Annotated in this window: 1 pseudogene; it reads right to left on the reverse strand. The window is 57.9% G+C overall.

Annotated features, from left to right (window positions below):
- Positions 1-625: pseudogene (locus G9X64_RS36060) on the reverse strand (IS5 family transposase); the annotation flags it as partial.

The raw sequence follows: 625 nt of genomic DNA on the forward strand, positions 1-625 counted from the left end.
TTTGTAGTTTCGAACGGTTTTCTCATATCGTGTTGCGATGCGTCGAAACTGCTTGAGTTTTGAGAAGCAGCATTCGACGAGATAGCGCTGAGCATAGAGTTCCTTGTCGAGCGGATACTTCTTGGCACGCGAGGGGTTGTTCGGGATGACCGCTAGCGCGCCCTTGTCGGCAATGAGTTTGCGTAGCCGGTCGCTGTCGTAGGCCGTATCGCCCATGACGACCTCGGCTGGCAGCTCTTCGATCAGGAGGTCGGCTTGCGGTGCATCGCCTTTCTGGCCGGCGGTCAGGACGAAACGAACAGGGCATCCTAGGCCACGCACGGCCATATGGATTTTGGTGCTCAAGCCGCCGCGAGAACGGCCAAGGGCCTGATCTTCAGCCCCTTTTTTGCACCGGAGGCGTGCTGGTGGGCGCGAATAATAGTGCTGTCGACGATCAGGTATTCGAAGTCACCGTCATCCGACATGGCTTCGAAGACACGCCACCAGACACCCTTCTGGCTCCAGCGGCTGAAGCGGCGAAACACGCTGTTCCAATCACCGAACACATCCGGCAGATCGCGCCAGGGCGAACCCGTCCGCACGATCCACAAGACGGCTTCCACAAACATTCGATTGTCACGTC

The organism is Rhizobium sophorae (genome assembly GCF_013087515.1).
Classification (GTDB): domain Bacteria; phylum Pseudomonadota; class Alphaproteobacteria; order Rhizobiales; family Rhizobiaceae; genus Rhizobium; species Rhizobium sophorae.